The organism is Stenotrophomonas sp. STEN033 (assembly GCF_056856655.1).
In genome coordinates this window covers 1-4,503 of the sequence record NZ_JBXFWM010000116.1, presented here as the reverse complement: position 1 = coordinate 4,503, position 4,503 = coordinate 1, and the positions used below count along the sequence as shown (strand labels likewise).

Annotated in this window: 3 protein-coding genes; 2 read left to right on the top strand and 1 reads right to left on the bottom strand. The window is 65.0% G+C overall.

What is annotated here, in order from left to right; all coding sequences use genetic code 11:
* Nucleotides 1-199: 199 nt before the first annotated feature.
* Nucleotides 200-628: a VOC family protein gene (locus AC1VXC_RS20880; protein WP_481539965.1), complete on the bottom strand. Its 429-nt coding sequence runs from the start codon at nucleotides 626-628 to the stop codon at nucleotides 200-202.
* Between the two features lie 102 nt (nucleotides 629-730).
* Here AC1VXC_RS20880 and AC1VXC_RS20875 point away from each other — a divergent pair, with 102 nt between their 5' ends.
* Together AC1VXC_RS20875 and AC1VXC_RS20870 are read left to right on the top strand one after the other, a co-directional pair.
* A complete protein-coding gene (locus AC1VXC_RS20875) occupies nucleotides 731-2,308 on the top strand; it encodes a serine hydrolase (RefSeq protein ID WP_481539964.1) in 1,578 nt (525 codons plus the stop codon).
* A 192-nt stretch (nucleotides 2,309-2,500) separates the two neighbouring features.
* Nucleotides 2,501-4,333, top strand: a complete 1,833-nt coding sequence (locus AC1VXC_RS20870) for an ABC transporter ATP-binding protein (RefSeq protein WP_481539963.1) — start codon at nucleotides 2,501-2,503, stop codon at nucleotides 4,331-4,333.
* Nucleotides 4,334-4,503 lie beyond the last annotated feature (170 nt).

The window sequence follows — 4,503 nt, the reverse complement described above, 5'->3', positions numbered from 1 at the left end:
CCCCCCCCTCCCTCCGGGGTGGAGCGGCCCGCCCCCCGCGCGCCGGCCGGGCGGCGCCCCCCCACTACGCTCCCTCCCTTGCGTAGCAGGGGAGGGCTGGGGAGGGGTTGGCTTTTGGCTGTTTGCTTGTTGTTGGCTTCGCGGCTTACGCCGCTCCTACGGGGTCGCCTGGAAAGCCCCTGCCGAGCATGGCTCGGCACTACGAGGTTGGGGCCCAGGGGTCATAGCTGCCGAACCACCACAGGTGGCCCTCGGGGTCGCGGCAGGCGTAGCCGCGGCCGCCGTAATCCTGGTTGGCGATGTCGATCACGATCTCCGCACCGGCAGCCTTGGCCTGCGCGTAATGCGCGTCGGCGTCACTGACGATCACGCAGGCGCTCTGCGTCTCCATGCCGCCGACTTCGTCGGGCTGGATCATGTTGCTGCCCCATTCGCCAGGCTGCACCGAGCCCAGCATGATCATGCCGTTGCCGAATACCAGCTGCGCATGGAGAACCACCTCGCCGTCCTGGTAGACGGCATGGCGCTGGAACCCAAAGGCCTTGCACAGCCAATCGATCGCAGCCGGTGCGTCGCGGTAGCGCAGGCAGGGGATGATGGTGGCGGTGGTACGGGCGGCCAGGTCCATGGGGGCAGGCGGGCAGTTGTGGAAAGGCAAGGGTGGGCGCGCTCGCGTTACCATCGCGAGAAGACCGGCCCGGCGCCGGCATCGATCCAAAGGGAGAGCGTATTGAATAGTTGGTTGGGTGGCGGGCTGGTGCTCGCAATGGGCGTGGTGGCACCGATGGCGGCAGCACAAGACGCGGTGCCGACGGAACTGCAGCAGTTGGACGCCACGGTGGAGCGTGTGCGCCAGCAGTTCGACGTGCCGGGCGTGGCAGTGGCGGTGGTCAAGGACGGCAAGGTGGTGCTGGAGCGCGGCTGGGGCCTGCGTGAGCTGGGCAAGCCGGAGCCGGTGCAGGCCGATACCCTGTTCGCCATTGCCTCCAATACCAAGGCCTTCACCGCGACCTCGCTGAACCTGCTGGCCGAGGAAGGCAAGCTGAAGATGGACGACCGGGTGGTGGATCACCTGCCGTCGTTCCGCATGTCCGACCCCTATGTCACCGGCGAAATGCGCATCCGCGACCTGCTCTCGCACCGCAGCGGCTTGAGCCTGGGCGCAGGCGACCTGCTGTTCTGGCCGACCACCCGCTACAGCAATGCCGAAGTGGTGGCGCGGCTGGCGCAGGTGCCGTTGAAGAATGGCTTCCGTGACCGCTATGCCTACGACAACATCCTGTACGCGGTGGCCCAGCAGGTGATCGAGAAGGTGTCCGGGCAGTCGTTTGCCGACTTCCTGCAGCAGCGCATCTTCGACAAGGTCGGCATGGCCGACACCCGTTACAACGCCGATCACCTCAAGCCGGGTGACAAGGCTGCCGTTGGCCACGCCAAGTACGACTTCAAGGACCTGCGGCCGGTGCCGCCGCTGACCTGGTCCAACAATGCCGGTGCCGGTGGCATCTATTCGAGCGTGCATGACCTGGCCAAGTGGATGAACGTGCAGCTGGCCGAGGGCAAGCTTGCCAATGGCACGCCGCTGTTCAGCGAAAAGACCCAGCAGCAGATGTGGCAGATGCAGATCCCGCAGGTGGTGCCCAAGCCGTCGGTACCGGAACTGGCTGCCGCACGTCCCAACTTCGCCGGTTATGGCGAGGGCTGGAGCCTGAGCGATTACCGGGGGCAGAAGCTGGTCTGGCATACCGGCGGCTGGCCGGGCCAGGTGTCGCGGCTGACCTTGGTGCCGGAGCAGAACCTGGGCGTGGTGGTGCTGACCAACCAGGAATCCGGGGCCGCCTTCAATGCCATCACCATGAGCGTGCTGGATGCGATGCTGGGTGCACCGGGCCATGACTGGGTGGGCGCCTACGCCGCTGGCGTGGCCAAGGCGCAGGGCAATGCCGATGAAGGCTGGGACAAGCATGTGGCGGCGCGCGATGCCAAGAGCAAGCCGTCGCTGCCGCTGACCAAGTATGCAGGCACTTATGGCGATGCCTGGTATGGCGATGTATTCGTCGAGCAGCAGGGTGGCAAGCTGCGCCTGCGCTTTGGTGCCACCGCCGATCTGGTGGGCACGATGGAGCATTGGCAGCACGACACCTTCATCGTGCGCTGGGACAACCGTTCGCTCAACGCCGATGCCTTCGTCAACTTCAACCTGGACCCGGACGGCAAGGTGCGCGAGGTGCGCATGCAGGCGGTGTCGTCCTTGACCGATTTCAGCTTCGACTTCCAGGACCTGCTGCTGAAGCCGAAGGCGGAATGAAGCGTTTGTAGGAGCGGCGTAAGCCGCGAAGCCGGTAAATCATCAGGTTGCAGCTGTTTCGTGTACGGAAAGGGCGCCAGCTTCGCGGCTGACGCGGCTCCCACAACCAGACAGTTCCGCATCGCCTAGACAGACAGAACACAGGCCGCGATGGGACAATCGCGGCCTGTTCCGGTTTTACAGGCCGTGGCGATGCTGCGCTGGTTCGAGTCCCTGATTCCCGTTTTTCCGCCACTGGATACGCGCACGCCGCCGCGTGGCGTGGTGCGTTTCTACCTGCATTACCTGCGCCCGGTGTGGCCGGTGCTGCTGGCCACGCTGGTCGCCGGCCTGCTGCTGGCATTGGTGGAAGTGGCGATGTTCGACTTCCTCGGCCGCATCGTCGACATGTTGGCCGACAGCGCAGGGCCCGGCTTCTTCCAGCGCCACGCCAGTGAGTTGCTGTGGATGGCCGGAATCACTTTGCTGGCGCGGCCGCTGCTGGTGGCCCTGCACAACCTGCTGGTCAACCAGTCCATCGTGCCCGGCCTGAGCAACCGTTCGCGCTGGCTGATGCACAACCACGTGGTGCGGCAGAGCCTGAGCTTCTTCCAGAACGACTTTGCCGGCAGCGTTGCCAACCGGGTGATGCAGACCGGCACCTCGCTGCGCGAATCGGCTGTGCAGATGGTCGATTCGCTGTGGTACATCGTGGTCTATACCGGCACCGCGCTGTATCTGTTCGCGCAGGCCGACTGGCGGCTGATGCTGCCCTTGGCCGCGTGGCTGCTGGCCTATATCGCTATCGGCGTGTACTTCGTACCGCGCATGAAACACCGCGCCTGGATCGCCTCCGATGCGCGCTCGCGCGCGATGGGGCGCATCGTCGATGGCTATACCAACATCGCCACCCTCAAGCTGTTCGCGCACAGTGGCCACGAGCAGCGCTATGTGGCGCAGGCCATCCAGGAGCTGGCTGAAAAGCACCGCGCACAGACCCGCATCACCACCGGGCTGGAGCTGGTCATTGCCATCCTCAACGGCTTTTTGATCGTCGGAACCTGCGGGCTGGCCTTGTGGCTGTGGCAGGGCAACCTGATCAGCGTGGGCGCGATTACCCTGGCCACCGGTCTGGTGATCCGCATCCACAACATGTCCGGGTGGATCATGTGGACCATCAACGGCATCTTCGAGGACATCGGTACCGTGCAGGACGGCATGGAGACCATCGCCCAGCCGCTGACGGTGCAGGATGCCGCCGACGCCAAACCCCTGGTGGTCAGCGCCGGTGCGGTGGATTTTGAGAATGTGCACTTCCACTACGGCAAGCGCGGCGGGGTGATGGCCGGTTTGAACCTGGCGGTGAAACCGGGCGAGAAGATCGGCCTGGTCGGTCCGTCGGGTGCCGGCAAATCCACCCTGGTAAACGTGCTGCTGCGGCTGTATGACCTGGAAAGCGGGCGGATCCTGATCGATGGCCAGGACATCGCCCACGTCACCCAGGACAGCCTGCGTGCACAGATTGGTGTGGTCACCCAGGATACGTCGTTGCTGCATCGCTCGATCCGCGACAACCTGCTGTACGGGCGACCGGATGCCAGCGAGGAGCAGCTGCGCGCCGCCGTGGCCAAGGCGCGTGCCGAAGGCTTCATCGCGTCCCTGGTTGATGGACAGGGACGGCAGGGCTACGACGCCCATGTCGGTGAGCGCGGGGTGAAGCTGTCAGGCGGCCAGCGCCAGCGCATCGCCATTGCCCGCGTGCTGCTGAAGGATGCACCCATCCTGATCCTCGACGAAGCCACATCGGCCCTGGATTCGGAAGTGGAAGCGGCGATCCAGGACAGCCTGGACGAGTTGATGGGCGACAAGACCGTGATCGCCATTGCCCATCGACTATCCACCATCGCGCGCATGGATCGCTTGGTAGTGATGGATCAGGGCCGCATTGTCGAAACCGGCACGCATGCCGAGCTGGTTGCCGCAGGCGGCTTGTATGCGCGCTTGTGGGCGCGCCAGACCGGTGGTTTCGTGGCCGTTGATGGTTGAGTTGTTGCTGCCGGTAGTGCCGAGCCATGCTCGGCAGAGCCGGCCCTGTAGTGCCGAGCCATGCTCGGCAGAGCCGAAGCTGTAGTGCCGAGCCATGCTCGGCAGAGCCGGACCTGTAGTGCCGAGCCATGCTCGGCAGAGGACTTCCCGGTATAGCTTCTGCCGAGCAT